This window comes from Allobosea sp. TAF32, assembly GCF_052113585.1.
Classification (GTDB): Bacteria; Pseudomonadota; Alphaproteobacteria; order Rhizobiales; family Beijerinckiaceae; genus Allobosea.
Genome location: NZ_JBFRDM010000003.1, coordinates 169,307 through 194,488, shown reverse-complemented (window position 1 = coordinate 194,488; position 25,182 = coordinate 169,307). Strand labels below are relative to the sequence as shown.

Sequence of the window (25,182 nt, the reverse complement as noted above, 5' to 3'; positions counted from 1 at the left end):
CCTCGCAGGGCGCATCTTGCGCCCGCAGCCAGCGACAGGCGCGTCATGAAGAAGATCGGGTTTCTCTCCTTCGGCCATTGGTCGCCCTCACCGCAATCCGGCACGCGTTCGGCCGGCGATGCGCTACTGCAGTCGATCGATCTCGCCGTCGCGGCGGAGGAATTGGGCGCCGACGGAGCCTATGTGCGCGTCCATCATTTCGCCCGGCAGCTCGCCTCACCCTTCCCGCTGCTGGCCGCGATCGGCGCCCGGACGAAACGCATCGAGATCGGCACCGCCGTGATCGACATGCGCTACGAGAACCCGCTCTACATGGCGGAGGATGCCGGCGCGGCCGACCTCATCGCCGGCGGACGGCTTCAGCTCGGCATCAGCCGCGGCTCGCCGGAACAGGTGATCGATGGCTGGCGCTATTTCGGCCACGAACCGGCCGAGGGCCAAAGCGACGCCGATATGGGCCGCCGCCATGCCGAGGTCTTTCTCGACGTGCTGCGCGGCCAGGGCTTCGCCGAACCGAATCCACGGCCAATGTTTCCGAACCCGCCCGGCCTGCTGAGACTCGAGCCGCATTCCGAAGGCTTGCGCGAGCGCATCTGGTGGGGCGCCGGCTCAAACGCGACCGCCGTGTGGGCGGCGAAGCTCGGCATGAACCTGCAGAGCTCGACCCTGAAGGACGACGAGACGGGCGAGCCCTTCCATATTCAGCAGGCGAAGCAGATCCGCGCCTATCGCGAGGCCTGGAAGGAGGCGGGCCATGCGCGTGAACCGCGCGTCTCGGTCAGCCGCAGCATCTTCGCTTTGGTCGACGATCGCGACCGCGCCTATTTCGGCCGCGGCGACCAGGGTGACGACCAGATCGGCTTCATCGATGAGAACACCCGCGCCATCTTCGGGCGCAGCTATGCAGCCGAGCCGGACAAGCTAGTCAAGGAGCTGGCGAAGGACGAGGCGATCGCCGAAGCCGATACGCTGCTGCTGACCGTGCCGAACCAGCTCGGCGTCGACTACAACGCCCATGTGATCGAGGCGATCCTGAAGCACGTCGCACCGGCGCTCGGCTGGCGCTGAGGGCGATCGTCCGAGCCGAGCCGCGAAGCCGCGTCGGGGCCGCAAGGATCACTTTTCGATGAGCCGCTAGCGCCCCGACTTGAACGGCGCCATGCCGGCGCGCGCCAGCGCGTCGGCGCGCTCGTTCATCTCGTCGCCGGCATGGCCCTTGACCCATTTCCACTCGATCTTGTGGCGGCCGAGCGCCGTCTCGAGCCTCTGCCAGAGCTCGACATTCTTGACCGGCTTCCTGTCGGCGGTCTTCCAGCCGTTCTTCTTCCAGCCGTGGATCCAGCCGGTGATGCCCTGCCGCAGATACTGGCTGTCCGTGTGCAACGCGACGGTGCAGGGCCGCTTCAGGGCCTCGAGCGCGGCGATGGCTGCCATCAGCTCCATACGGTTGTTGGTGGTCTGGGCCTCGCCGCCGGAAAGCTCCTTCTCGACGCCGTTGAAGGTGAGGATCGCCCCCCAGCCGCCGGGGCCGGGATTGCCGGAGCAGGCTCCGTCCGTCCAGACTTCGACAGTATCGCTCACCGCTTCAGCCCGTATTCGCGGGCGTCGACGACGCGCTGGTGGAAGGCGAGCTTGCGGTCGTATTCGAGCGGATCATGCGGCTTGACCAGCGCGCCCGGCGGCACGTTGAGCCAGTCGACGAGGCGCGTGAGCAGGAAGCGCAGAGCCGAGCCGCGGCAGAGCTGCGGCAACGCCTCGATCTCGACCAAGCTCAGCGGGCGGACCGTCTCGTAGCCGGCGAGCAGCGCCTGGCCCTTGGTCAGATTGAACGAGCCGTCTGCCTCGAAGCACCAGGAGTTCAGGCAGATCGCCAGATCATAGGCATAGGCGTCGGTGCAGGCGAAGTAGAAGTCGATCAGGCCCGAAAGCCGGCTTCCGATGAAGAAGACGTTGTTGGGGAAGAGATCGGCATGGATCACGCCGCGCGGTAGGTCCTTGGGCCAGCTCGCCTCATGCACGGCAATCTCCGCCATGACCCGGCGGGCGAGGCCCGGAGAGACCTTGTCGGCATCCGGCCCCGCCTGATGCGCCAGGGGACGCCAGCCGGGCACGGAGAGCGCGTTGACCCGCTCCATGGTGAAATCGGCGCCGGCCTCGTGCATCAAGGCAAGACCGCGGCCGAGTTCCTGGCAATGGGCAGCGGTCGGCCGGCGGACGGAGAGCCCGTCGAGGAAGGTGACGATCGCGGCCGGGCGCCCGGCGAGACGGCCGAGCATCTCGCCGCGGCTATCCTGCACCGGCTGCGGGCAGATCAGGCCGCGGCCTGCGAGATGCTGCATCAGGCCAAGGAAGAACGGCAGATCGTCCGGATTCACCCGCTTCTCATAGAGGGTGAGGATGAAAGTGCCCTGCGTGGTGTGAATCAGGTAGTTCGAGTTCTCAACGCCCTCGGCGATGCCCTTGGCGGAAAGCAGGTCGCCGATGCCATAGCGCGCCACGAAGGCAGCCATCTCGTCATCGGGAACTTCGGTATAGACGGCCAAGATCAGGCTCTCTTGCTCTTCGGTTCATCGCATTTTCTTCACGCGAAGCGGTATCCGCCTCGCTTGAAAATGCTTCTGCTGGCCTTACTCGGCCGCGTTCGGCGCCGCTTCGCCGCGCAATTCGCGCGGCAGCGGGAAGAAGACGTTTTCGTCGGCGGTCGAGACGGTCTCGACGCGGACCTCGTACCGGGCCGCGAAGGCGTCGATAATCTCCTCGACCAGCACCTCGGGCGCGCTGGCGCCGGCGGTGATGCCGAGGCTGCGGATATTGCCGAAGACGGCCCAGTCGATCTCGTCGGTGCGCAGGACGAGCCGGGCAACCGGGCAGCCGGCGCGCTCGGCCACCTCGCGCAGGCGCTGCGAGTTCGAGGAATTGGGCGAGCCGACGACGATCAGCCCGTCGACTTGCGGCGCCACGCGCTTCACCGCTTCCTGGCGGTTCGTCGTCGCATAGCAGATGTCTTCCTTGTGCGGGGCGATCAGCTCCGGGAAGCGCGCTTGCAGCGTCTCGACGATTTCACGGGTGTCGTCGACCGAGAGAGTGGTCTGCGTGACATAGGCCAGCGGCTGGGCGGCTGGCGGGGTCAGCGCGGCGACATCCTCCAGCGTCTCGATCAGCGTGATCGCCCCCTCCGGCAACTGGCCCATCGTGCCGATGACCTCCGGATGGCCGGCATGGCCGACGAGCAGGATGTGGCGGCCGCGCTTGTGATGCACCTCGGCCTCGCGATGCACCTTCGTGACCAGCGGGCAGGTGGCATCGATAGCGAAGAGGTTGCGCGCCTTCGCCGCCGCCGGAACCGCCTTGGCGACACCATGGGCGGAGAAGATCACCGGGCGCGTCTCGTCGGGCACCTCGTCGAGCTCGGCAACGAAGACCGCCCCTTTCCGCTTCAGGGATTCGACGACGTATTTGTTATGGACGATCTCGTGGCGGACATAGACCGGCGCGCCATGCAGAGCGAGTGCCTTCTCGACCGCGTCGATGGCGCGCACGACCCCGGCGCAGAAGCCGCGCGGGGCACAGAGCAGGATGGCGAGCGGCGGCTTGGTCACGCGCGAAATGAACTCCGGATGATGCCGGTCTTCTTTCGGCGGGATGGCGGCGATGTCAAGGAAGCGAAGCGGCGCAGGCCGGACAGCCATGTCGATTGCCTCTCGCAGTCTTGCCGCCGAGCGCCTAGATAGAACCCTGGCCGCCCGCGCAGCAGCTCCGCTTCAGGCCATCGCACGCCCGTTTCCGATCACGAGTTCCGTATGGCCGACGCCACCTCGCATGTCAGCTTCCTGCCGCCGATCCTGACCTTCTGCGCCGCGGCGGTGGTCGCTGTTCCGCTGTTCCGCAAGCTCGGGCAATCGGCGGTTCTGGGCTATCTCGCCGCCGGCATCGTGATCGGCCCCTCGGTCCTGGGCGTGATCAAGGACCCCGACGCCATCCGCAGCACGGCCGAGATCGGCGTGGTGCTGCTGCTCTTTCTGGTCGGCCTCGAATTGCAGCCGGCGCGCCTCTATTCGATGCGCAAGGACATTCTCGGCACCGGCCTGGCGCAAATGGCGCTCAGCGCCGCCGGCATCGGTCTCTTCGGCTGGTATTTCGGCCTGTCCGCCGCAGGCGCGGTCGCGGTCGGCGTGGCGCTGGCGCTTTCCGCCACCTCGATCGCACTGCAGCAGCTCGCGGAACGAGGCGACGCCAGCGAAGCCTATGGCCGGCGTACTTTCTCGATCCTCCTGTTCCAGGACATGGCAATCGCACCCGTCCTGGCGCTCCTGCCCTTGCTCGCCACCACCGGCGGCGCGCAGGCCGGCAGCCCGATGCGCGCGCTCGTCAGCCTCGGCATCGCACTCGGTGCGCTGGTCGCGATCATCCTGGCCGGGCGCTACGTGCTGAACCCGTTCTTCCGCATCCTCGCCAATACCGGCGCGAAGGACGTGATGACGGCTGCCGCGCTGTTGATCGTGCTCGGCGCGGCCCTGCTGATGGAGCATGTCGGCCTGTCGATGGCGATGGGCGCCTTTCTCGCCGGCGTGATGCTGGCCGATTCCCATTTCCGGCACGAGCTCGAAGCCGATATCGAGCCTTTCCGTGGCGTGCTGCTCGGCCTGTTCTTCATGGCAGTCGGCATGTCGCTGGACCTCGAGCTGGTTGCCTCCAATTGGATGTTGCTGGCGGTGGCTGCGCCGCTGCTGGTGCTGTTCAAGATCGCCGTGGTCACCTCGATCCTGCGAATCTCCTGCTCCTCCTGGCTGGAGGCGATCCGGGCCGGTGCCCTGCTCTCGCCGGCCGGCGAGTTCGCCTTCGTGCTGCTGCCGCTCGGCCTTGCGCAGGGGCTGTTGACCCCGTCACAGTCGGCGATGGCGACGGCGCTCGCGGCGATCAGCATGCTGCTCGGCCCGATCGTCGCCAAGCTGATCGATGCGGTGCTGCTTTCGCGCGTCACGCCGGAGACGATGGAGGAGGATTTCGACGGGATCAGCGACAGCCAGGTGATGGTGGTCGGCTTCGGCCGTTTCGGACAGGTAGTGACGCAGGCGCTGCTGCTCCAGCACATCAACATCACCGTGATCGATTCCGACGTCGAGCAGATCCGCGCCGCCGCCCGCTTCGGCTTCAAGGTCTATTACGGCGATGGGACGCGCCTGGACGTGCTGCGTGCCGCGGGCGCCGGCCGGGTCAAGGTGATCTGCGTCTGCATCGACAACAAGGACGCGGCGCTGCGCATCGTCGAGATGGTCAAGGCCGAGTTTCCGCAGGTGCGCGTGCATGTGCGCTCGTTCGACCGCATCCACGCGATCGAACTGATGAAGGCCAATGTCGACTACCAGATGCGCGAAACCTTCGAATCGGCGCTCGGTTTCGGCCGTGTCACGCTCGAGGCCCTCGGCCTGAGCCATGACGAGGCCGATTTCGTGATCGACCACGTCCGCGACCGCGATGCCCAGCGCATGGAGATCCAGTTCAGCGAGGGGATCGCCGCCGCGCTGAACCGTGTGCCGCGCGTGACGCCGGAGCCGATCGTCAAGCCGAAGGGCAAGCCCAAGGCCCTCAATGCCGAGACGGAGCAGGTCATTGCCGATGGCGGGGCCGAGGTCTCTGTCGGCGGCGTCGGAGAGCCCGAGCGGTGAGCAGCTCTTCCACCCGGCCGGCGCAGGCCGCCTTTGTTGAAGGCCCGCTGATGCGCCACGTTGCCGTGATGACGGCGACGGGCTCGATCGGACTGATGGCCGTCTTCGTCGTCGACCTCCTGTCGCTGCTCTATGTCTCCTGGCTCGGGCGCCCCGAGGCCACCGCCGGCGTCGGCTTCGCCACCATCGTGCTCTATCTGATGATCTCGGTGAATGTCGGCCTGATGATCGCGGTCGCCGCCCTGACCTCGCGCAGCATCGGCGCCGGTGACCGCGAGGGCGCGCGGCGCATTGCCGCCTCGACCATGGTCCTGATGGCGCTGGTTGCGCTGGTGCTGTCGTTCGCCGCCCTGCCGCTGCTGCCCTGGCTGCTGCGCACCATCGGCGCGCATGACCAGTCCTATGCGGTCGCCCTCTCCTTCCTGCACATCACCCTGCCCTCAAACGTGCTGATGGCGATCGGCATGGGCTTCTCCGGCGTGCTGCGCGCCGTCGGCGATGCGCGCCGAGCAATGTTCGTGACCCTCGGCGGCGGCATCGCCACCGCCGGTCTCGATCCGCTGCTGATCTTCGGCTTCGGGCTGGGGCCGGACGGCGCGGCGATCGCGATCGTGCTGGCGCGTGTCATCATCGTGGCCATCGGCTTCCACGCGACCGTGGTCGTCCACGGCATGATGGCACGGCCGCGCTTGAGCTGGATTCGCCAGGACAGCGCCCGGACCTTCGCCATTGCCGGGCCGGCCATTCTGACCAACCTCTCCAACCCGATCGCCAACGCCGTCTTCGCAGGCGTCGTCGCCCGCTTCGGCGATGGGGCGGTGGCGGCGCTCGCGATCATGGACCGGCTCGTGCCAGTGGCTTTCGGTGCCGTGTTCGCCCTGTCGGGCGCGGTCGGCCCGATCCTCGGCCAGAACTGGGGCGCGGGGCGCTTCGACCGGATGCGGCGCGGCCTGACAGATTCGGCGATCTTCGCTGGCGGGTGCGTGCTGGTTTCCTGGCTGCTGCTGCTTTCGCTGCGCGGCGTCATCGTCTCCGCCTTCCACGCCGTGGGGCTTACGGCAGAGCTGGTCGAGTTCTTCTGCCTGATCGCCGGACCGATGTGGCTCTTCGTCGGCATGCTCTTCGTCGCCAATGCCGCCTTTAACAATCTCGGCATGCCGTTCCTGTCGACGCTGTTCAGCTGGGGCCGCGCGACGCTCGGCACCATGCCCTTCGCATTCCTCGGCGCGCAGATGGCCGGGCCCAAGGGCGCGCTTGCCGGCTCGGCGCTGGGTGCGGTCGCCTTCGGCGTGCTGGCACTGGTCTTCGCCTATCGCGGCATCGCCCGGCTGGAGCGCGAAGCGCTGCAGCGCCGGGCCACCCTCGATTTGCCAGACAAGGACACCCTGCTATCGTCCGCTCAGGCACGGAACTGAACGCCGGCCTGGGGAGGCATCCATGATGAATCTGTTCGATATCATGCAATCGGCACAGAATGGTCGAGCGGTGCCGAATCTCGCCCAGCAATATGGACTGAGCCTGCAGCAGACCCAGGCCGCGCTTGATGCGCTGCTGCCGGCCTTCTCGATGGGGCTGCAACGGCAGACGCAGGACCCATTCGCCTTCGGCGCGCTGGCCCAGATGATGACGGCCTCGCCCTATGCCCGCTTCTTCGAGGCAGCCGGCAGCGGCATCCCCACCGGTGCGCAATCGGCAGGAAACGACGTGCTGAGCCAGATCTTCGGCTCGCGCGAGGTCAGCCAGGCCATCGCAGCGCAGGCGGCGGCGACCAGCGGCGTCAGCCAAGCGATCCTGAAGCAGATGCTCCCGGTCATTGCAGCGATGCTGATGGGCGGCCTGTCCAAATCGAGCAGCAATGAAGGGCTCGGCGGCATTCTCGGCCAGTTCGCCGAAATGATGCGCGGCCAGATGCCGGGCATGCAGCCCGCGCCGCAGCAACAGCCGCAGATGCCGGCCAATCCGTTCGACGCGATCCTGAAGGGAATGTTCGGGCAGGCGGGAGCCCAGCCGCAGACCAGTCCTCAAGCCAACCCGACGGACCCGTTCGGCGGCGCGCTCGGCCAGATTCTCGGCGGCATGTTCGGTGGCGCGGCCGTTCCGCAAACCGAGCCCACCCCCGCATCGCGCAGCGCGCCGCCGCCGCGCCGCGCGCCCGAGCCGGAGCCCGAACCTGAAGAGGCGCCCTCGTCCTCGCAGGCTCCCGGCCCCGGCTCTATCGGCCTCGACGCGCTCAACCAGATGTTCGAGCACGGCCGCCAGATCCAGGACGATCATCAGAACGCCCTGAAGTCGATCCTCGACGCCATGCTCGGCGGCAGCCAGGGACGCCGCTGAAGCCGGACGGCCGCCGAAAGCCGGAAAGCGCCGGCCAATCCCGACCGGCTGATCAGGCAGGCGTCAGGCGCGCAGCCGTCCTTCGCCGACCTGTGCCGCCATGGCCGCGGCCATGCTGCGCAGTTCGGCAACGCCATCATGCGTGCGGAAACTGGCGACGAGATCGTTGAGGCGCTGGATCTGACTGGCGAGGGCCGTGGCGGAAGCCGCGCTCTCCTCGGCAAGAGCCGCGTTCTGCTGCGTCATCTCGTCCATGTGAGCCACGGCCTGGCTCATCTCGTCGATGCCGTGCGCCTGCTCGGTCGCGGCAGCGGAAATCTCCGAGACCGTGGCAGACACCTTGCCCGAGGCCTCGACGATGCGCTCGAGCGCGGCACCCGCCGAGCGAACCAGACCGACGCCCTGTGCCACCTCCGCGCCCGACTCGGTGATCAGCGCCGTGATGTCCTTGGCAGCCGCGCTCGAGCGCTGGGCGAGCGTGCGAACCTCGGAGGCTACGACCGCAAAGCCCTTGCCGGCATCGCCGGCGCGCGCCGCCTCGACTGCCGCATTGAGCGCCAGAAGATTGGTCTGGAAGGCGATCTCGTCGATCACGCTGGTGATGTCCGAGATCTTGCGCGAGGCCGTCTCGATGCGGGCCATGGCATCGACCGCGTCCTGGACGATGGCACCGCCCTTGCGCGCGACATCCATCGCCTCGTCCGCCAGCGCGACCGCCTGTTGCGAGGAATGCGCGGAAGCCTTGACCGAGGCCGCGAGCTCCTCGGTCGTCGCCGCGGTTTCCTCGAGCGAGGAAGCCTGCTCCTCGGTGCGCTTCGAGAGATCGTCGGCGCCGGTGTTGATCTCCAGAGCCGCATTGCCGACGTCGCCGGAGGTCGCCTGGATCGTCCGGATCGTCTCTGCGAGATGGCCGACAGCCAGGTTGAAATCGTCGCGCAGCTTCTCGTATTCCGCGGCAAGTTCTGCATCGATCCGGCAGGTCAGGTCGCCACGCGAGAGCCGATCCAACCCTTCGGCGAGCGCGTCCATCACCTGGCTCTGCTCGGCGGCCAGGCGCACCTGCTCCTGCGAATGGGCGGCGCGCTCTTGCTCGACGAAGCGGCGCTGCGCCTCCGAGGCCTCGCGGCTCTCCGCCGTTTCCGCCTCGAGCCGCTGCACCGCGAGACCATTCTCCTTGAAGACCTGGACGGTCCGCGCCATGGCCCCTAACTCGTCGCGCCGGGCCTGCCCTTCGATCTCGACCGCGTAGTCGCCCGCCGCGAGATCGGCCATCCGTTCCTTGAGCTGATCGAGCGGACTGGTGATCGACAGGCGGGCGAGCATCATCGCGCCGGCAAGCCCGATCAGCGTGCCGACGATGGTCAAAACCAGCATCAGCCAGTCGAGCTGCTTGGCCTGGGTGTCGAGCACCTGAGCCGTCGTCTGCGTATCGCTCTTGATCTCACCGTTGAGCTTCACCGCGTCGGCGATGATCCCCCCGAAAGCCCGGTCGAGCTCGGACATTACCGAGAGCGCCGGCAAATCCTCGTCGCGCGCCGCCTGCTTGGTGACGTCGTCGATCTTGGCCTTGAGCTCGGTGATCCGCCGCGCCAGCACATCGAACTCTGCATGTTTATCGGGGAAGCTGATCTTGGCATTGACCAGCTGCTGCAGCGCGAGATCATAGCCTTTGCGAACATCCTCGATCGCGGTGGCGTTCTGCTTCATGTATTCGGGATAGGCGATCGCCTTGTAGAGATCGCGCAGGATGTAGCTCGTCGCCAGCGTCGACTGCGCCGAATCGAGGATCGCCGTGGCGCGCTGGTCGATCAGATCCGAATACGTTTTCTGGATGCGGGCATATTCCTGGCCGGCATAGATCGCCGTGCCCAATCCGATCATTCCCATGACAATGAGCGGGATCGCGATCTTCGTGCGAATCCGCAGATCCTTGAGGCGCAAAGACAGTTTCATGCCGACAGCCCAGATCCGATGCCGCCGCTATCCGAGCGGCGCGACAGATTTCCGTCGAAATGATGAAGTTTGCGTTATAGCAGCTAAAAGCCGCTCAAATCGCATAAAAAGGGGCGGAAGCACGAAGCTTCCGCCCGCAGGGGCGCTGCTGCCAAGGGGTCAGGCGCAGCGTACAACCGCTAGATCTGCATTGGCGGCCAGCTTCGGCCGTGCCGGAGCATGGAGCTGGGCGTGCTCGCGCCGCGCCGCGGCGGCACCCGCCTGCGCCTCCGAGCGATCCTGAAGCACGGCCGACGGATCCTTGTACCAGGACGTCGCCAGCGCACCGGCAATATCGGAACGCACGAGGCCGATGTCCTTGAGGCCGCGTTCGTCGAGCTCGGTCAGACGCATCACCTCGCGGCGGTGAATGAGGGCACGCACGAGTTGAGCAATCCCGCCGAGACCGGAAATGGCAACGCGCGTGACGCCCGACGAGATGGTCGAGAGCGGCTTCGCGACAAAGGTCATGATCAGCATGACAGCCTCCTGGATCGGAACGGAAGGGAAAGTTGGCTCGGCATCTCCGTCCAGCCCGGACGCGCCATTGACTGGAAAGCTCAGAGAGTGAGCAGACAATAGCGAGGCACTGGTCATCAGCCAAACGAATGGTTATGATGTCTCGCAACACTGATATTGATGAGCAGTGGATGGGGATCGCCAATGGCGCATGTGCTCGATGCCGATCAGCTCAAGACCTTCGTCGCCATCGCCGATACCGGCTCCTTCACCCGCGCCGCCGAGATCGTCTTCAAGACGCAGTCGGCCGTTTCCATGCAGATGAAGCGCCTGGAGGAGCGCGTCGGCCGCCCCCTCTTCGGGCGCGACGGCCGCCATGCCAAGCTGACCGAGGATGGCGAGCGTTTGCTCGACTATGCGCGCCGCATCGTCCGGTTGAATCTCGAATGCGTGGCTTCCTTCGCCGATGCGGATCTGAAAGGCCGCATCCGCCTCGGCGTGCCCGACGACTATGCCGACCGCTATCTCCCGGAGATTCTCGCGCGCTTCGCCCATTCGAATCCACGCGCCGAGGTCACCGTCGTGTGCGAGCCGACGCCGATGCTGGCCGAACGCATCGCGACCGGCGACATCGACCTTGCCATCATCACCCATGTCGAAAGCCGCGGACAGGGCGAGATCATCCGGATCGAGCCGCTACTATGGGTTACCTCGGCGCGCCACGGCGTGCATGAGGAAGACCCGCTGCCCCTGGCGCTCGGCCGGCCGACCTGCAACTGGCGCCAGGCGGCAGTGGACGCGCTGGAGTCGAAGGGTCGCCGCTTCCGCGTCCTCTATGCGAGCTGGAACTCGACGGCTGTCGGGGCGGCCGTCCTGGCGGGCCTTGCGGTTTCGGTGCTGCCGGAAAGCGCGGTGCGGCCGGGCATGCGCATCCTCGGCCCGTCCGAAGGATACGCCACCCTACCCTCGTGCAAGATCGGGCTGCTGCGCACGCGCTTCGACCCTTCGGTGCTGTCGAACGCGCTGGCCGAGCACATCATCCAGAGCCTGGATAATCTGGCGAGCTTCAAGGTGGCGGCAGAGTAGGCCGAGAGCTGCCCGGTCGCAGGCTATCTGGTCAGGCCCGGAATGATCGCCTCGAACAGCACACTGAGGCGTGTGCCGATCAGCGTGGCAGCACCGACGATGCCAATCGAAACCAGGCTGGCGATGAAGGCGTATTCGATCGCGGTGGCGCCACGCTCGTCGCGAAGAAGTCCGGCAAAGCTGGCGGCGATCTGCTTCATACCCTTAGGTTATGCATGAAGTTTCCGCCAACTGGTTAATTTCGACAACAAAATGCGCCGGAAATTGCGATTTCCGGCGTCAGTCCGGCGAGAGGCTACACCGCCAGCTCCGTCATGACGGGCTCGACCCTGCCGTTCCAGGCCGAGCGGAAGCGCTCTTCCAGGAGCTGGGCAAAACTCCGGCGATGCGCCACGATCTCTTGGAGAGGCGCGAGGAAAACGCTCTCGTCCTGGCCCGATGCGTTCTGCCTTGCCCGTCGTGCAAGACCCGCGCGTGAGAGTTCCAGAACCTCGGCGGCGATGTCGTTCAACTTGCGCCCGGCAACCGTCGCTGCAAGCCCCTGCTTCGGAACAGCGTCGCGCAGGGCCTGGCGTTCCTGCGCGCTCCAGCCCTTGACGAGGTCCCAGGCGGCATCGAGAGCCGATTGATCATAGAGCAAACCGACCCAGAAGGCCGGCAGGGCCGCCAGCATTTCGGGCGGGCCGGCATCGGCGCCGCGCATCTCGAGGAAGCGCTTCAGCCGGACTTCCGGGAACAGCGTCGAGAGATGGTTCGCCCAATCCGACATTGTGGCGCGTTCGCCCGGCAGCTGCGGCAGCCGGCCGGCAAGCAGATCGCGGAAGGAAGCACCAGCGACGTCGTGATAGATGTCGTCACGCTTGACGAAATACATGGGTACGTCGAGCGCCCAGTCGACATAGCCCTCATAGGACATGCCCTCGTCGAAAGCGAAGGCGAGCATGCCGGAGCGGGCATTGTCGGTGTCGCGCCAGATCTCGGAGCGCATGGATTGGAAGCCGTTGAGCTTGTGCTCCAGGAAGGGCGAGGAGGCAAAGAGCGCCGTCGCCAGCGGCTGCAGGGCGAGCGAGACCCGGAGCTTGCGCACCATGTCAGCCTCGGTGGAGAAGTCGAGATTGACCTGCACCGTGCAGGTCCGGAACATCATGTCGAGGCCCATCGTGCCGACCTTCGGCATGTAGTTCGCCATGATCTTGTAGCGGCCCTTGGGCATCGCCGGCGTCTCGGCACGGGTCCAGAGCGGCGAGGCGCCGAGTGCGACGAAGCCGATGCCGTGCGGCTCGGCGACCGTCTTTACATCGGCGAGATGGGCGGCGAGCTCGGCCTGCGTCTGATGGATGTCCTCCAGCGGCGCGCCGGACAATTCGAACTGGCCACCCGGCTCCAGGGAGATCGCGCCGCCACCCTCGGGGCCGGCGAGGCCAATGATGTTGCCGGCATCGACGATCGGCTCCCAGCCGAGACGCTGCTGCATTCCTTCGAGCAAGGCGCGGATGCCGCCCGCACCGGCGCGGCCCTCATAGGGAACCGGCGCGAGGTCGCTGCGGTAGAACGGGAATTTCTCGTGTTCGGTGCCGATCCGGAAAGCCGATTCCGGTTTTTCGCCGGCGGCGATCCAGGAGATCAGTTCATCCTTCGAACCGATCGGGGTCGAATCGGACACGTCGCGAGCCATGGGCGCTCCGGCATAACAGGCATTGGCAACCTGCTGGTCCCCGGCGAAAGCCGGCAAGCCGCAGGTTCGGGACGACAGACATAGGCGAGCGCCGCACGCTCGACAACGACCCGGCTCTTGCATTCGCGAAAGGCCGCCCGGCGCCTGCAGCAGATCTCGCTGGGCGTTGAGCCGGCTTTCAGCCGGCCGAGGCGGGGCTTCGCTCAGCGCCGTGGCCAATCCCCGAGCGTGGCCTGGACCAGGGCGAGTGCCGCAACCGCCGCGGTGTCGGCGCGCAGGACCCGGGGACCGAGCGAGATCGGCAAGGTATTGGCGCGCGCCCGGATCAGCCGCCGTTCGGACTCGTCGAAGCCGCCTTCCGGCCCGATCAGCACGGCGAGCGGCGACGGCTGCAGCGCCGCCAGCGCCGCGATCGGGCTCGCCTCCTGCGCTCCCTCGTCGCAAAAGATCAGGAGCCGCTCCGGCGCAAGACCCGCCAGAGCCGCTTCGAGGGACTTTTCCGCCGCGACCGCAGGCAGGCTCAGGATGCCGCATTGCTCCGCAGCCTCGACGACGTTGGCGCGCATGCGGTCGAGATTGAGCCGCGACACCTGCGTGCGCCGTGTGATGACGGGCTGGAGGAACCCGACACCCATCTCGACGGCCTTCTGCGCCATGTAGTCGAGGCGGGCGTGCTTCAGCGGTGCGAAGAGATAATGGAGATCGCTCTCCGGCGGCTGCGGTTTGACCTGCCGGACGAGGGCGAGCGTCGCCTGCTTGCGCCCTTCGGGCACCAGGCGCGCCAGCCATTCGCCGTCGCGCCCATTGAAAATGAGGACGGTGTCGTCGGCTTTGAAGCGCAGGACGTTGAGCAGGTAATTCGCCTGTTCCCGCTCCAGCGGAAGCGCCGTCCCCGACGCGAAGGAGCGGTCGATGAACAGCCGATGGCGGGCGAAATCGGGAACGGACATGTGGGCAGGCGCCTCCGCGACTGATCTTGTCTGTGGAAAGTGGCATGAAAAACGCCACAATCCTGAACTAGCAGCGAGCAGCTCCCGACACAGGAAGAGTAGACTCGCAAGGGTCGTCGCGTTAACAGCGCGAGCTGTTAAGGACATATTTAAGAACCGGCCGGATCGGCCGGCAAGCTGGAGAGGGATATGATGCGGCGCGGATTGGCATGTGGCGTGGTCGCGACGATCGGCCTTGCCGTAGCTTCTGTCATGTCTGCCGCACCGGCCAAAGCCCAGATCTCCGGCTGTGAACAGATCCAGAAGCTGCTCGCCGAGCGTCAGTCGATCGTCGCCAGGCTTCAGGCCACACAGAAGGCCAAGAAGAAGATGACGCCGCAGGATGCCTGCAGCACCTTCGGCCGTCTGGTCAACAATGGCGAGGCCGCGATCAAGTTCGCGACCGCCAACCAGGACTGGTGCCAGATCCCGCCTACCTTCATCGACGGCATGAAGACCGACAACGAGAAGGTCGTGACGTTCCGCACGCAAGCCTGCAACGCAGTGAAGCAGCAGGCCGCGATGCAGCGCAAGGCTCAGCAGCAGGCGCAGGGCGCCAATCCCTTCGGCGGCGCCGATTCGATCACCGGCGGCGCCGGCGGCGGCATGCGCGTCCCGCAAGGCGCGCTCTGACAGGCGAGGGCCGGCCATGCCGGAGCCGACACCACTCCATGCCGGCGCCGGGGCTGACACCGCCCTTCCCGATGCGCTCAAGGGACATTGGGTCGACACACGTGCGCCGCGCGCGACCCGCCCATACCTGAAGCTCGCCCGCATGGAGCGGCCGATCGGCTGGTGGCTCCTGCTCCTGCCCTGCTGGTGGGCGGCCGGGCTCGCCGCGATCGCCGCCGGCCGGCCCTATCCCGACCCCTGGCATTGCCTGCTCTTCCTGATCGGCGCGATCCTGATGCGCGGCGCCGGCTGCACCTTCAACGACATCGTCGACCGGAAGCTCGATGCGGAAGTGGCGCGCACGCGCGGCCGGCCGCTGCCTTCCGGCCAGGTGACGGCCAAGGCGGCGGCGGCGTTCATGGTCGTGCAGTCGCTCGGCGGCTTCGCGGTGCTCTTGCAGTTCAACCACTTCACGATCCTGCTCGGCATCGCCTCGCTCGCGATCGTGGCGATCTATCCCTTCATGAAGCGGATCACGAACATGCCCCAGTTCGTGCTCGGGCTCGCCTTTTCCTGGGGCGGCCTCATGGGTTGGAGCGCTGTGTTCGGGCGGCTCGATCCGCCCGCCTACCTGATCTATGCGGCAGCCATCGCCTGGACCGTCGGCTACGACACGATCTACGCGATGCAGGACATCGAGGACGATGTCATCGCCGGCATCAAGTCGAGCGCACGCTATTTCGGCGACCACACGCGCGAAGCCGTGGCGCTCTGCTTCGGCCTGGCGGTGTCCCTGACGGGCGTCGCGATCTGGCTCGTCGGAGGCGGCCTCTTCGCCTGGCTGGGACTTGCCGCCTTCGCCGGCCATCTCGGCCGCCAGGTCGCGCGCATCGCCGGCGCGAGCGCGCCGGAAGCCCTCATGCTGTTCCGCTCGAACCGCGATGCCGGGCTGCTGCTGGCCGCCGGACTGGCGCTCGACACGATCGGCAGCGCGGCACTGGCCGGCTAGTCGGTCAGCCTGTCGCCTGAAACGATGTTCGGAAGCTCCGTCAATCGGCCGGTCTTGCGGCGCGTCAGGAAACGGGGACGGCGTCCGTTGAGCAGGCCGTGACGACGCCGGATCCGCACGGGTCCAAGCGCAACACGGCCGATCTGCGGGAACGGCTCGCTCACCGCACCATCGGCGGTCTCGAGCAGCAGCGGCAGGCCGCTCGCCCGGCCGAAATCGCGCCAGAGCGCGACGGCATCGGTCTCATCGGCGCAGGCCACCACAATGGAGCGGCCATCGCCAGCCGTCAGAGCCAGCTCGAAGAGCTCGTCGTCTCCCGCCGGGTTTGCCAGACGCAAGGCAACCCCGCGCCAATTGCCCGAGCCGCGCAGAATACGCACGGAGCCCAGGCGTTCGATCGCCGGCGCCACCGGGCGAGCCGGCATCGGGTTGTGCGAAACGATCGCTGTGGTTGTCGATCCGCCGGGAAGACGCGGCGCAAAGCCACCCTCCCCGGCGGCCGGCGTGACGCTGGCCATCGGTTATAACGCCTCTCTCAATCCCTGCTGCAGCGGAGCCCTCTGTCGATGCCGGGGCTCTCGTGCTTGCCATGCGAGATTGGGCGGCAGCCGTGTCCGAGCGCTTAAGGGGTTGGGTTAAAGGATGGTGTTTTCGCCGCTTCGGCGCCCTGACGGGCCGGTTTCCCGTCGGATGCTTGACGGAATCTTTCGCAGCGTGACCGCATTTTCGGCTTGAAACAGCGACTTTTGCGGCCGATACGGAGGGGCATGAGTGCAATGACGCTACCGATCGCGGCCGAGCTGATGAAGGCGGCCTGCGAAAGCTGCCTGGAAGCCGGCACCCTCGCACTCGATCTCTTCCGGCCCGGCGCACAGACGGCGGCACGTACCTGGGCCAAGAGCGGCGGCTCACCGGTGACCGAGGCCGATATCGGCGTCGACACCTTCCTGCGCATCCGTCTCTCTACGCTGCTGCCGGAAGCCGCCTGGCTTTCCGAGGAGACCGTCGACGACGCTCAGCGCCTGACACACCGCTTCGTCTGGGTCGTCGATCCGATCGACGGCACCCGCGCCTATATGAGCGGCTCACCGGACTGGGCGGTCTGCGTCGCGCTGCTCGATGCGGGCACGCCGGTGCTCGGCATCGTTCACGCCCCCGCCTGCGATGCGACCTACACCGCCGTGCGCGGGGCCGGCTCCCGGCGCAGTGGCGAAGCCATCCGCACCTCGCCGGCAACCCGTCTCGCCGGTTCGAAGATAGCCGGGCCCAAGCCCATGCTCGACGCGCTGGCTCAATCCGAGGATTTCGAGCCTGCCGGCAAAATTCCCTCGCTTGCGCTGCGGCTGACGCGGATCGCGGACGGCACGATCGATGCCGGGCTGATCTCGCCGGATGCGCGCGACTGGGATCTGGCGGCCGCGGATCTGGTCCTGAGCGAAGCCGGCGGACTGTTGAGCGATGCGGCGGGGCAATCCGTCGCCTATAACCGACCCAACCCCGTTCACGGGATGCTGATCGCCAGCAACAATGCGCTCGCAAATCCGTTGCGGCATGCTGTCGAGCGGTTGCGCGACGGACGGCCGCAGCCCGTCTGACGTTTTTTTGGAAGCTTGGCGCACGGCCGGCTCGCATGCGCGGCCGGGATGGCTTATTGGGGCGGCGCAAGCCCCCGCAGGAGATATCGATGAGCGTGGAACCGGATCAGAAGCAGCTTCTCCATCTCGTCTTCGGAGGCGAACTGGACTCGCTCGACGGGATCACCTTCAAGGATCTGGCGAAGCTCGACATCGTCGGGATCTTCCCGAACTACGCCAGCGCGCATATGGCCTGGAAGGCCAAGGCCCAGCAGACGGTCGATCAGGCGCAGACGCGCTACTTCATCGTCCACCTCCACCGACTTCTCGACCCGGAAGCGGCCAGGGGCTGAGCCAGCGCAGAATTTCGGCATCAGGCAGATGGGTTTTTCCATCCTCAAGACGCGAATGGCGCAGGAAACGCTCGGCCGATTGCTGGCCGGCTATCTGCGCCTCGTGCAACGTACCAACAAGATCGTCTTCGAACCTGCGGACGCATACGATCACGTTCGGCCGGAGCTGCCGCTCATCTTCGCGATGTGGCATGGCCAGCACATCATGATCCCCTTCGCGCGGCCGGAGTGGATGCCGGCCTGCTCGCTGGTCTCTCGCCATGGTGATGGCGGCTTCAACGCGGTGGCGCTGCGCGAGCTCGGAATCGGCGCAATCCGGGGCTCCGGCGCACGGCCGGGGCACAAGGTCCGCGAGAAGGGCGGGGCCCCGGCCTTCCTCGCCATGCTGCGCCGGCTCGCCGCCGGAGAGACGATGGTGCTGACCGCCGACATACCCAAGCGCGCCCGCGTCGTCGGCCCGGGCATCATTACCCTGGCACGCGCCTCCGGCCGGCCGATCCGCGCGGTCGCCGTCGTCACCAGCCGCCGGATCGACTTCAACAGCTGGGACCGTGCGTCGCTCGGCCTGCCCTTCGGGCGCTGCGCCATCGTCGTCGGCGAGCCGATCCTGGTCGCGCGCGACGCCGACGAGGCCGCGCTGGAAGAAGCGCGCCTCGCGTTGCAGGCGAGCCTCGACGACGTCCACGCCCGTGGCTACGCGCTCGTCGGCAGCCGCGACCCCGGCGCCGGCCTGCGCGAGCAACAGCAAACCGCCGGAGCGCCGGCATGAGCCGCAAGGGCGCGATCTTCAGGGCCTATCGCTACGCGACCGCGCTGCTCGAGCCGGCTGCAGCGGGGCTGCTGCTGATGCGCAAGCGCCGCGGCAAGGAAGACCCGGAGCGGATTTCGGAGCGGCGCGGCTATCCCGGCGTGAAGCGGCCGAACAAGCCGCTGGTCTGGCTGCATGGCGCCAGCGTCGGCGAGACGGTGACGCTGCTGCCGCTGATCGCAAAGCTGCAGAAGCGCGGCCTCGCCGTGCTCGTCACCTCCGGCACGGTGACCTCCGCCAAGCTTCTGGCGGCGCGGCTGCCGGCCGGCGTCATCCATCAATACCTGCCGCTCGACGTCCCCCGCTACATGCGCCGCTTCATGGAGCATTGGCGGCCCGAGCTCTGCCTGATCTGCGAGTCCGAAATCTGGCCGAACCTGTTGATCGAGGCGCATCGCCGCTCGATCCCGGTGGTCATGGTCAACGGGCGGATGTCCGAGCGCTCCTTCGCGCGCTGGTACAAGATGCCGAGGACCTCGCGCTTCCTGCTCTCGTGCTTCGAGGCCTGCCTTGCCCAGTCGCAAGCCGATGCGGAGCGGCTCGCACAGCTCGGAGCGCCGCGCGTCAGCGTCGCCGGCAATCTCAAATTCGACGTACCGGCCCCGCCCGCCGAACCCAACATGCTGGCCATCCTCGACGGCATGACAACCGGCCGGCCGGTCTGGATCGCCGCAAGCACGCATCCGGGCGAGGACGAGCTGGTGCTCGCCGCCCATCTCGCGATCAAGCCCTATTTGCCGAAGCTCCTCACCATCATCGCGCCGCGCCATCCCCAGCGCGGCCCTGACATCGAGGCGCTGGCACAGGCCAATGACGTCGCCGTGTCGCGCCGGGCCGCCGGCGAGAATCCGGAGCGCGACATCGATCTCTATGTCGCCGACACGGTCAACGAGCTCGGGCTGTTCTACCGGCTCTCGCAAGTGGCCTTCCTTGGTGGCTCGCTCGTCGAAGGCATTGGCGGGCACAACCCGATCGAACCCGCCAAGCTCGGCTGCGCGCTGCTGCACGGCCCCTATGTCCACAACAATGCCGAGATCTTTGCGGCCTTCGACGCGGATGGCGGCTCGCGCTCCGTCCCCGACGCGCAGACGCTGGCCGGCGCAGTGCATCGCTGGCTGAGCGACCCGGCAAGCGCCCGCCAGGCAGCCCGGGCCGCGGCGCAGACCGCGAGCCAGCTCGGCGGCGCCCTCAACCGCACGCTCCATGCCATCGAGCCCCTGCTGATGCGCGCCGCGCTCGAACAGCGTGAGCCCACGGCCTGATGCCGAGCGCGCCGCGCTTCTGGTGGCAGACGCGCCCGACGCTTGCGGCCACACTGCTGCGGCCGCTCGGCTGGCTCTACGGCTGGATCACGCTGCGGCGCATGCGCCAACCCGGCGCCGAATTGCCCGTCCCCGTCATCTGCATCGGGAACTTCGTCGCTGGCGGTGCCGGCAAAACGCCGACCGCGATCGCCGTCGCGGACATGCTGGCGCGGCGCGGCGAGACGCCCTTCGTCCTGATGCGTGGCTATGGCGGCCGGCTCGCCGGCCCCGTCGAGGTGGATCCCACCGGGCATGCCGCAGCTGATGTCGGCGACGAGCCGATGCTGATGGCGCGCCATGTCCGCACCGTCATCGCCCGCGACCGGCTCGCGGGCGCGCGGCTGGCCCACGGGCTCGGCGCCAGCGTCATCGTCATGGATGACGGGCTACAGAATCCCGCCCTCGCGAAGCGGTTGAGGCTGGCCGTGGTCGACGGAGCAAGCGGCGTGGGCAATGCGCTCTGCCTGCCTGCCGGCCCGTTGCGGGCGCCGCTGGTCGACCAGATCGGCGAGATCGACGCCGCAATCGTCATCGGTGAAGGCGAAGCAGGCCAGCGCGTGGCGGCTGCCGTGCGTGCACAGGGGCACCCTGTCATCAGCGCGCGACTGGAGCCGCTTGCCAGCGCGGCGCAGCAGCTAAGCGAGCGGCAGGTCCTGGCGCTTTCGGGGATCGGCAGGCCCGAGAAATTCGCAGCGACGTTGCGCGAGGCGGGTGCCACGATCGTGGCCGAGCGCGCCTTCGGCGATCACCACCCCTATACGGATGGCGATGTTGCCGAAGCCATCTCTGAAGCCAAGACGCGCGGCGCGCTGATCGCCACGACCGAGAAGGACTGGACCAAGCTTGCCGCCCTCTGGCCCAATGCAGAGGCCGATCGGCTCGTCGTGCTGCCCGTCAGGCTGGTCTTCGCCGAACAAGCGGCGATCGAAAACCTGCTCGCAGACGCGTCAACAGCGGCGGACCGAAAAGTGGAAACCACTCGGAATCCGATGCGATAACAAATGCATAGATCAACATTCACCGCGCCCGACAGGACGCGCGGCGATCTAGGCGCGCCCGGCCCGGCGCAGCCTGAGCATCACGGCTTCCGGTGAAGCATAGGCCTCCTGCCACTCGATCGACCAATAGCGCAGATCCTCCAGCCGGATCGGCGCCGAGGTCACTGCGCAGCGCACGAAGGCGCCGGGCTTCACGACGCGGAACTCGCCGGGGCCGTAATCGATGACCGCCTCGGGGCCGCTCGGAGGGAGACGCTCGCTGATGTTCATCAAATTCGCATCAAATCATTGATCGGGAAACGGAAAGCCGGGATACTCCGCCGCTTGTGATAACCCTCTGGTCGACGATGTCCAGTCTGCAGCGCCTCGCGGCGTGTCTGATGAGCCTTGCACTCCTTGCAGCCCCGGCCGCCATGGCCGCAGGCTACGAGCGCGTGTCGATTCCGATGGACGGAGGCCATCTCGACGGCGTTTTCTATCGCCCGGCAGGCCCTGGCCCGTTCCCGGCCGTCGTCGCCCTGCATGGTTGCGGCGGCCTGTGGCGCGAGCAAGGCAGATTGTCGGTTCGCCATACGGATTGGGGCGAGAGGCTCTCCGCCGCCGGCTTTGCGGTGCTCATGCCTGACAGCTACGGCTCACGCGGGCTCGGTTCGCAATGCGGCGTCAAGGATCTGACGGTGCGGGCCGGGCGCGAGCGCGTGGCCGATGCCACCGCGACGCGGGCCTGGCTGCAGCAGCGCAGCGACATCAAGCCGGGCATGATCTCGCTCCTCGGCTGGTCGGGCGGTGGCTCGACCGTGCTGGCTGCGATCCGCATGGAACGTGCCCCCGCTGACGGCAAGCCCGATTTCAAGCGCGCCGTCGCCTTCTACCCGGCCTGCCGGCTGCAATCGGAATCCCCGTCCTTCTCCGCCCGTCTCCCCCTGCTGATCCTGATGGGGGATGCCGACGACTGGACCCCGGCTGCGCCCTGCGGCTACCTCGCCAAAGCTGCGCAGGCGCGCGGCGAGCACGTCGGCATCGTGCTCTATCCCGGCGTGCTGCATGATTTTGATCATCCGCGTCTCGAGGTCAGGGAGCGCGAGAACATCGCCTATTCCGCGAGCGGCACCGGCAAGGTCACCGTCGGCACCAACATGGCCGCGCGGGAAGATGCGCTGAAGCGCGTCAGCACCTTCCTCAATATGCCCTGATCGTCAGAACAGATCGCCCTGAGTGCCGGTGGCTGGTCCCTTACGCACGGGACGCGAGGCTGAGGGCTTCGCGCCGCCGGGCTCGGTCCCGGAGACTGTGACGCCGAAGCTGCCATCTGCGAGCTGGACCGAGAGAGCCTGCCCTGGCTGGGCCGCTCCGACACTGCGCACCAGTGCGCCCGCCTCGTCGCGGATCAGGGCGTAGCCACGCGACAGCACAGCCTCCGGGCCGAGCGAGCGGATCAGCGCCCAGAGCGAGGCGAGCCGGTCGGCGCGCCGATGCAGCGCCTGGCCGAAGGCGCGCTCGGCCCGTTCCGCCAGCACAATGCCGCGTTCTCGGCGCTGGACCAGGCTCTGGCCGAAGGCATTGCACGCCCGCGCTTCCAGCGTCGCCAGCCGGTCGCGGACATGGGCGATACGTGTGCGTTCGCCGGCGATGGCATTGCCCCTGGCCGCGGCAAGGACGCGACCGAAACCGGCGAGCTCCGCCCGCAGCCGGGCGAGCGCGACGCGGGGCGAACGCGCCTCCAGCCGGCGCGACAGGGCCTGCAGCACCTGTTCATGAGCCCGGGCGTTGCGGGCGAGCGCAGGCGCCAGTCGCGTCGCGGCGAGATCGAGCCGCTGGCGCGGGCCGGAGAGCACCGCTTCGGGGCCCGGAAGCGCGCGGGCGAGCGCTCGCAAATCGCTGCGGCGGCGATCCGACAGGCGGCGCATCGCGCCGGCATGGCGGCGCGACAGATCGGCGACGAAGCTCATCAGTTCGGCCCGCACGGGCACGACCTTCTCGGCCGCGCCGGTGGGCGTCGGCGCGCGCAGGTCGGCCGCGAAATCGATCAGCGTCGTGTCGGTCTCGTGGCCGACCGCCGAGACGAGCGGGATCTCAGAGGCCGCCGCCGCGCGGACCACGATCTCCTCATTGAAGCTCATCAGGTCTTCGAGCGAGCCGCCGCCGCGCGCGACGATGATGATGTCCGGCCGCGGGATGCGCCCGCCTTCCGGCAGCGCGTTGAAACCGGCGATGGCGTTGGCGACCTCGGCGGCGCTGGTCTCGCCCTGCACCCTGACCGGCCAAACCAGGACCTGGCGGGGGAAGCGATCCTCCAGCCTGTGCAGGATATCGCGGATGACAGCCCCTGTCGGCGAGGTCACGACGCCGATGACGGAGGGCAGATAGGGGATGAGCTGCTTGCGCTCCTCGGCGAAGAGCCCCTCCGCCGCAAGCCGCTTGCGACGCTCATCGAGCAGCGCCATCAGCGCGCCGATGCCGGCCGGCTCCAGCGAATCGATGACGATCTGATAGCTCGACTTGCCGGCGAAGGTGGTGATCTTGCCGGTGGCGATGACTTCAAGGCCTTCCTGCGGCCGCGTCTTCAGCCGGCCGAACACGCCCTTCCAGATCACTGCGTCGATCTTGGCGTTGGTGTCCTTGAGCGAGAAATAGACATGGCCGGAGGCGACGGGGCCGCGATAGCCGGAAATCTCACCGCGCACGCGCACGAAGCCGAAGGCGTCCTCGATGGTGCGCTTCAGCGCGCCGGAGAGGTCCGAGACAGACCATTCGGGAGCATTGCCGGTCGGCAGGGGCGATTCGGTGTTCATGACCGGACCATAACGGCCCGGCCCGCACAGCAGAAGCGTTGCCCGCACGGCGCCGGGCGGCTATGCCCAGCCGAGCCCTCATCCTGAGGAGCCGCGGAACGCGGCGTCTCGAAGAATGCTTCAGCGCGCGCTGGAACATCCTTCGAGACGCGCTCCGGCCGAGCGCTCCTCAGGATGAGGGCTGAGCTTCCTGCAATAGAAACCCGGTCAGCGGAGATGGCGCCATGAAGATTCTTCTGATCGGTTCGGGCGGACGCGAGCATGCGCTCGCCTGGGCGATTTCGGCCTCGCCGCTCTGCGACACGCTCTTCATCGCGCCGGGCAACCCCGGCACGGCGCAATGCGGAGAGAATGTCGCGGTCGACGTCGCCGACCACGCCGCCGTCGTCGCCTTCTGCCGATTGCAGGGGATCGACCTCGTCGTGGTCGGCCCGGAAGGTCCGCTGGTCGCCGGCATCGCCGACGATCTCCGCCAGGCCGGCATCAAGGTCTTCGGTCCGTCGAAGGCCGCCGCGCAGCTCGAAGGCTCGAAGGGCTTCACCAAGGAGCTCTGCGCCGAATTCGACATCCCGACCGCCGGCTTCGGCCGCTTCAGCGATGCCGCCTCCGCCAAGGCCTATGTCGCGGACAAGGGCGCGCCGATCGTGATCAAGGCCGACGGGCTTGCCGCCGGCAAGGGCGTGATCATGGCCGAGACGCTGGATGAGGCGAACGAAGCCATCGACATGATGTTCGCAGGCGGGCTCGGGAGCGCCGGGGCCGAGGTCGTGATCGAGGAATGGATGATCGGCGAGGAAGCGAGCTTCTTCGCGCTCTGCGACGGCAGCCATGCGCTGGCGCTTGCCTCGGCGCAGGACCACAAGCGCGTCGGCGATGGCGACACCGGCCCCAATACCGGCGGCATGGGCGCCTATTCGCCCGCGCCCGTGATGACGCCCGCGCTGGAAGAGCGCGTCATGGCCGAGATCATCCGGCCGACGCTCGCCGGCATGGCCAAGCGCGGCACTCCCTTCCAGGGCGTGCTCTACGCCGGGTTGATGCTCACGGCGCAGGGACCGAAGCTGATCGAGTACAATACCCGCTTCGGCGATCCCGAATGCGAGGTGCTGATGCCGCGCCTGAAGAGCGACATCGTGCCGGCGCTGCTCGCTTGCTGCGACGGCGTGCTCGACAATGTCGACCTGCGCTGGCGGGACGAAGTGGCGCTCACCGTCGTGCTCGCGGCCAGGGGCTATCCGGCAAAGCCCGAGACCGGCAGCGTCATCCGCAAGGTCGAAGAAGCCGAGGCGCTGGACGAAGTGCTCGTCTTCCATGCCGGCACCAAGCTGGCGAATGGCGATCTCGTCGCCAATGGCGGGCGCGTGCTCAATGTCGTCGGGCTCGGCAAGAGCGTGCGTGAAGCGCAGGCGCGCGCCTATGAGGCGGTCGACAGGATCGACTGGCCGGAAGGCTTCTGCCGCCGCGACATCGGCTGGCAGGCGGTGAAGCGCGAGCAAGGCTGACAGGACGCCTCGGCCGGAGCTATGCTCCC

25 protein-coding genes are annotated in these 25,182 nt (G+C 67.5%); 14 read left to right on the top strand and 11 right to left on the bottom strand.

Annotation, left to right across the window (positions count from 1 at the left end; genetic code table 11):
• The first annotated feature begins 45 nt into the window (after positions 1-45).
• On the top strand, positions 46-1,068 hold the full coding sequence (locus AB4Z16_RS08435) for an LLM class flavin-dependent oxidoreductase (RefSeq protein WP_441510891.1): 1,023 nt from the start codon (positions 46-48) through the stop codon (positions 1,066-1,068).
• A gap of 66 nt (positions 1,069-1,134) precedes the next feature.
• Here the strand turns inward: AB4Z16_RS08435 and rnhA are convergent, their stop codons facing one another.
• From rnhA to ispH, 3 genes are all read right to left on the bottom strand, one after another.
• On the bottom strand, positions 1,135-1,581 hold the full coding sequence (gene rnhA, locus AB4Z16_RS08430) for a ribonuclease HI (protein WP_441510890.1): 447 nt from the start codon (positions 1,579-1,581) through the stop codon (positions 1,135-1,137).
• Positions 1,578-2,543: a homoserine kinase gene (locus AB4Z16_RS08425; RefSeq protein WP_441510889.1), complete on the bottom strand. Its 966-nt coding sequence runs from the start codon at positions 2,541-2,543 to the stop codon at positions 1,578-1,580. The genes rnhA and AB4Z16_RS08425 overlap by 4 nt, the downstream gene beginning before the upstream one ends.
• Positions 2,544-2,627: 84 nt before the next feature.
• Entirely contained in the window at positions 2,628-3,689 is a 1,062-nt protein-coding gene (gene ispH / locus AB4Z16_RS08420) for a 4-hydroxy-3-methylbut-2-enyl diphosphate reductase (protein WP_441510888.1), read from the bottom strand.
• Positions 3,690-3,800: 111 nt separating this feature from the next.
• On the opposite strand from ispH, the gene AB4Z16_RS08415 reads away from it, so the two are divergent.
• Genes AB4Z16_RS08415 through AB4Z16_RS08405 form a run of 3 tightly spaced genes read left to right on the top strand, consistent with a single transcriptional unit; the run spans position 3,801 to position 8,000 of the window.
• The gene (locus AB4Z16_RS08415; RefSeq protein ID WP_441510887.1) at positions 3,801-5,666 is read left to right on the top strand and encodes a monovalent cation:proton antiporter-2 (CPA2) family protein; all 1,866 of its coding nucleotides are present in this window, start codon (positions 3,801-3,803) and stop codon (positions 5,664-5,666) included.
• Positions 5,663-7,081, top strand: a complete 1,419-nt coding sequence (locus tag AB4Z16_RS08410; protein ID WP_441510886.1) for an MATE family efflux transporter — start codon at positions 5,663-5,665, stop codon at positions 7,079-7,081. The genes AB4Z16_RS08415 and AB4Z16_RS08410 overlap by 4 nt, the downstream gene beginning before the upstream one ends.
• Positions 7,082-7,103: 22 nt before the next feature.
• The gene (locus AB4Z16_RS08405) at positions 7,104-8,000 is read left to right on the top strand and encodes a DUF937 domain-containing protein (RefSeq protein ID WP_441510885.1); all 897 of its coding nucleotides are present in this window, start codon (positions 7,104-7,106) and stop codon (positions 7,998-8,000) included.
• A 63-nt stretch (positions 8,001-8,063) separates the two neighbouring features.
• Here the strand turns inward: AB4Z16_RS08405 and AB4Z16_RS08400 are convergent, their stop codons facing one another.
• Together AB4Z16_RS08400 and AB4Z16_RS08395 are read right to left on the bottom strand one after the other, a co-directional pair.
• Positions 8,064-9,953, bottom strand: coding sequence for a methyl-accepting chemotaxis protein (locus AB4Z16_RS08400; RefSeq protein WP_441510884.1), 1,890 nt, complete (start codon positions 9,951-9,953; stop codon positions 8,064-8,066).
• 159 nt (positions 9,954-10,112) lie between these two features.
• A complete protein-coding gene (locus tag AB4Z16_RS08395; protein WP_441510883.1) occupies positions 10,113-10,472 on the bottom strand; it encodes a DUF1127 domain-containing protein in 360 nt (119 codons plus the stop codon).
• Between the two features lie 183 nt (positions 10,473-10,655).
• On the opposite strand from AB4Z16_RS08395, the gene AB4Z16_RS08390 reads away from it, so the two are divergent.
• A complete protein-coding gene (locus tag AB4Z16_RS08390) occupies positions 10,656-11,537 on the top strand; it encodes a LysR substrate-binding domain-containing protein (protein ID WP_149130562.1) in 882 nt (293 codons plus the stop codon).
• Between the two features lie 23 nt (positions 11,538-11,560).
• Here AB4Z16_RS08390 and AB4Z16_RS08385 read toward each other — a convergent pair whose 3' ends face one another.
• From AB4Z16_RS08385 to AB4Z16_RS08375, 3 genes are all read right to left on the bottom strand, one after another.
• On the bottom strand, positions 11,561-11,737 hold the full coding sequence (locus tag AB4Z16_RS08385; RefSeq protein WP_441510882.1) for a Flp family type IVb pilin: 177 nt from the start codon (positions 11,735-11,737) through the stop codon (positions 11,561-11,563).
• A 95-nt stretch (positions 11,738-11,832) separates the two neighbouring features.
• Positions 11,833-13,212: a glutamate--cysteine ligase gene (locus AB4Z16_RS08380; RefSeq protein WP_441510881.1), complete on the bottom strand. Its 1,380-nt coding sequence runs from the start codon at positions 13,210-13,212 to the stop codon at positions 11,833-11,835.
• A 203-nt stretch (positions 13,213-13,415) separates the two neighbouring features.
• The gene (locus AB4Z16_RS08375) at positions 13,416-14,162 is read right to left on the bottom strand and encodes a 16S rRNA (uracil(1498)-N(3))-methyltransferase (RefSeq protein ID WP_441510880.1); all 747 of its coding nucleotides are present in this window, start codon (positions 14,160-14,162) and stop codon (positions 13,416-13,418) included.
• A gap of 189 nt (positions 14,163-14,351) precedes the next feature.
• Between AB4Z16_RS08375 and AB4Z16_RS08370 the strand changes: the two genes are divergently transcribed.
• The gene (locus AB4Z16_RS08370) at positions 14,352-14,834 is read left to right on the top strand and encodes a hypothetical protein (RefSeq protein ID WP_441510879.1); all 483 of its coding nucleotides are present in this window, start codon (positions 14,352-14,354) and stop codon (positions 14,832-14,834) included.
• A gap of 16 nt (positions 14,835-14,850) precedes the next feature.
• Positions 14,851-15,822, top strand: a complete 972-nt coding sequence (gene ubiA, locus AB4Z16_RS08365) for a 4-hydroxybenzoate octaprenyltransferase (protein ID WP_441510878.1) — start codon at positions 14,851-14,853, stop codon at positions 15,820-15,822.
• Here ubiA and AB4Z16_RS08360 read toward each other — a convergent pair.
• Positions 15,819-16,340: a DUF6101 family protein gene (locus AB4Z16_RS08360; RefSeq protein ID WP_441510877.1), complete on the bottom strand. Its 522-nt coding sequence runs from the start codon at positions 16,338-16,340 to the stop codon at positions 15,819-15,821. The two genes, ubiA and AB4Z16_RS08360, sit on opposite strands and share 4 nt — an antisense overlap.
• 249 nt (positions 16,341-16,589) lie before the next feature.
• Here AB4Z16_RS08360 and AB4Z16_RS08355 point away from each other — a divergent pair, with 249 nt between their 5' ends.
• The 5 genes from AB4Z16_RS08355 to lpxK all read left to right on the top strand — a co-directional run bounded on the left by AB4Z16_RS08355 (position 16,590) and on the right by lpxK (position 20,859).
• On the top strand, positions 16,590-17,417 hold the full coding sequence (locus tag AB4Z16_RS08355) for a 3'(2'),5'-bisphosphate nucleotidase CysQ (RefSeq protein ID WP_441510876.1): 828 nt from the start codon (positions 16,590-16,592) through the stop codon (positions 17,415-17,417).
• A gap of 89 nt (positions 17,418-17,506) precedes the next feature.
• Complete coding sequence (locus AB4Z16_RS08350; RefSeq protein WP_441510875.1) at positions 17,507-17,749, top strand: DUF4170 domain-containing protein; 243 nt, start codon at positions 17,507-17,509, stop codon at positions 17,747-17,749.
• Between the two features lie 28 nt (positions 17,750-17,777).
• Positions 17,778-18,518 carry a lysophospholipid acyltransferase family protein gene (locus tag AB4Z16_RS08345; protein ID WP_441510874.1) on the top strand — a complete coding sequence of 247 codons (741 nt, stop codon included), beginning with the start codon at positions 17,778-17,780 and terminating at the stop codon, positions 18,516-18,518.
• On the top strand, positions 18,515-19,819 hold the full coding sequence (locus AB4Z16_RS08340; RefSeq protein ID WP_441510873.1) for a 3-deoxy-D-manno-octulosonic acid transferase: 1,305 nt from the start codon (positions 18,515-18,517) through the stop codon (positions 19,817-19,819). The genes AB4Z16_RS08345 and AB4Z16_RS08340 overlap by 4 nt, the downstream gene beginning before the upstream one ends.
• On the top strand, positions 19,819-20,859 hold the full coding sequence (gene lpxK / locus AB4Z16_RS08335; protein ID WP_441510872.1) for a tetraacyldisaccharide 4'-kinase: 1,041 nt from the start codon (positions 19,819-19,821) through the stop codon (positions 20,857-20,859). Before AB4Z16_RS08340 ends, lpxK begins: the two co-directional genes overlap by 1 nt.
• A 48-nt stretch (positions 20,860-20,907) precedes the next feature.
• On the opposite strand, the gene AB4Z16_RS08330 is transcribed toward lpxK, so the two are convergent.
• Complete coding sequence (locus AB4Z16_RS08330) at positions 20,908-21,129, bottom strand: DUF2093 domain-containing protein (RefSeq protein ID WP_441510871.1); 222 nt, start codon at positions 21,127-21,129, stop codon at positions 20,908-20,910.
• A gap of 110 nt (positions 21,130-21,239) precedes the next feature.
• On the opposite strand from AB4Z16_RS08330, the gene AB4Z16_RS08325 reads away from it, so the two are divergent.
• Positions 21,240-22,052: a dienelactone hydrolase family protein gene (locus AB4Z16_RS08325; RefSeq protein ID WP_441510870.1), complete on the top strand. Its 813-nt coding sequence runs from the start codon at positions 21,240-21,242 to the stop codon at positions 22,050-22,052.
• Positions 22,053-22,055: 3 nt separating this feature from the next.
• On the opposite strand, the gene xseA is transcribed toward AB4Z16_RS08325, so the two are convergent.
• Positions 22,056-23,651, bottom strand: coding sequence for an exodeoxyribonuclease VII large subunit (xseA, locus tag AB4Z16_RS08320; RefSeq protein ID WP_441510869.1), 1,596 nt, complete (start codon positions 23,649-23,651; stop codon positions 22,056-22,058).
• A gap of 224 nt (positions 23,652-23,875) precedes the next feature.
• Here xseA and purD point away from each other — a divergent pair, with 224 nt between their 5' ends.
• A complete protein-coding gene (gene purD, locus AB4Z16_RS08315) occupies positions 23,876-25,153 on the top strand; it encodes a phosphoribosylamine--glycine ligase (protein ID WP_441510868.1) in 1,278 nt (425 codons plus the stop codon).
• Positions 25,154-25,182 lie beyond the last annotated feature (29 nt).